1 protein-coding gene is annotated in these 1,559 nt (G+C 65.3%); it reads right to left on the bottom strand.

Going from position 1 to position 1,559, the window contains the following annotated elements; all coding sequences use genetic code 11:
• On the bottom strand, positions 1–1,507 hold a 1,507-nt coding region (locus tag Q7T84_RS16480; protein ID WP_304810984.1), incomplete at its 3' end, for a TonB-dependent receptor.
• Between the last annotated feature and the right edge of the window lie 52 nt (positions 1,508–1,559).

Here is a 1,559-nt window from a genome sequence, read left to right as displayed (position 1 = left end):
TGACATCCCAGGTCAGCTGCCCGCGACGGCCGCGGGTTCCGATCTCTGCGGTCCAGGCTTCCTGAGCCTCGACTGGCGTAAATCCGTTGCCGGTCGGGGACATCGAGCCGTGGTTTGGCGGCTCGACCGACTTGGTGAGGTTGGCGAACACCTGCGAGCCTTGTTCGTCTTCCCAGAGCAGGCCGATCCGTGGGGCGATCCAGTCGTAGTCCTTCGACGCCTTCAAATTGAACGTGTTCGTCACGCCGGGGATGGCGAAGCTCTGATAGTCGCGGGTTGCGATCCCCCAGCTGGCGCCGGCCACCAGGGCAAGATGGTCGCTGATGAACAGCCGGCCTTCGCCGAACACGTCGCTCGCTATGGCGTTCTGCAGGGAGATCGAGGTCGGGGCGCCGCGGGCGCCCTTCACATTGACGTAGAAGTTCGAGTCCAGGTCGCCCTTGCGCAGCCACACGCCCGCATAGCCGTCGGCCCGCATGCCCCCGATGGTTCCGTCCCAGTCAAGCCGCCCGAAGACGCCGTAGTTGCGGCTCTGCTGATCGATCACCTGGAAGATCGGGTGGTCGAGATCCTTCCAGATCGCGTAGACACCGCCCTCAAAGGCAAGATTGTCATTCAGTCGCCAATTGGTCCGCAGCGAGCCGCGCAGACCTCGTTGGTTGCGGCTCTGATCATTGAGGACGTTGCCTGCCGCGGCCTGGCGCGGGTTTGTGTCGAACTGGGCGCGGGTCAGGGCTCCGGGAATTTCCTGGTTGATGTTGGAGCCGTTGATGATCAGCCGGACTTCACGTTCCTCGCCAAAGCTGCGGCCGATGTTCAGCGACCCGAACTGGATGTTCTGCTGGCTTTGCGGGCGCCAGCCCTGACCGGTCTGGTTGGTGGCGGCGACGAAGACATCCCAGTCGCCGGTCTGCCGCGCGAGCGCGACGTGCTGACGAAGCAGCCCGAATGATCCGCCGTCGATCCGCACCCGGTTCTCGAACCCGGCGTTGACGCCCGTGGGCGTGACCATGTTGATCGCGCCTCCCAGCAGAGCGCCGCCGAACCGCAGCGCGTTGCCGCCACGATAGACTTCGGTGTACCGGGCCAGCAGCGGATCGGCGATCTGGCTATCGCCGTAGCCGTCGGCTTCGTTGAGCGGCAGGCCATCCTGAGCGATCAGCAAGCCGCGGTTGTGATTGGCGTTGCCGATCCCAGAGCCGCGGATCGAGATGCGGATGTCGCCGCCCCACTTCTTCTGGGCGAAGACGCCCGGAGCGTCGCGCAGCATGTCGTCGAGGGCGATCGCAAAGCGTTGCTCATAGGATTCCGCAGAGATCACTGAAACAGCGCCGGGCGTCTCCGAGAGGCGCTTGCGGGCGTTGGCGACGACCGCCGGATCTTCCGGGTTGGGTTGGGCGGTGACGATGACCGAGTCGACGGTCGTGGCCTGATCGTCGTCGGCGGAAGCGGTGAGCGGGAAGGCGAGCGAGAGCGCGGCCGTGGAGGCCAGCAGGAGAGACTTCATAAGCTTCTTGGTCCTTGCGGCCGCGGCGATGCGCGGCCGAGAGCGTGCTGAG

Origin of the sequence: Phenylobacterium sp., assembly GCF_030654915.1 — a bacterium.
Classification (GTDB): Bacteria; Pseudomonadota; Alphaproteobacteria; order Caulobacterales; family Caulobacteraceae; genus Phenylobacterium.
This window is presented reverse-complemented; position numbering and strand designations above follow the sequence as displayed.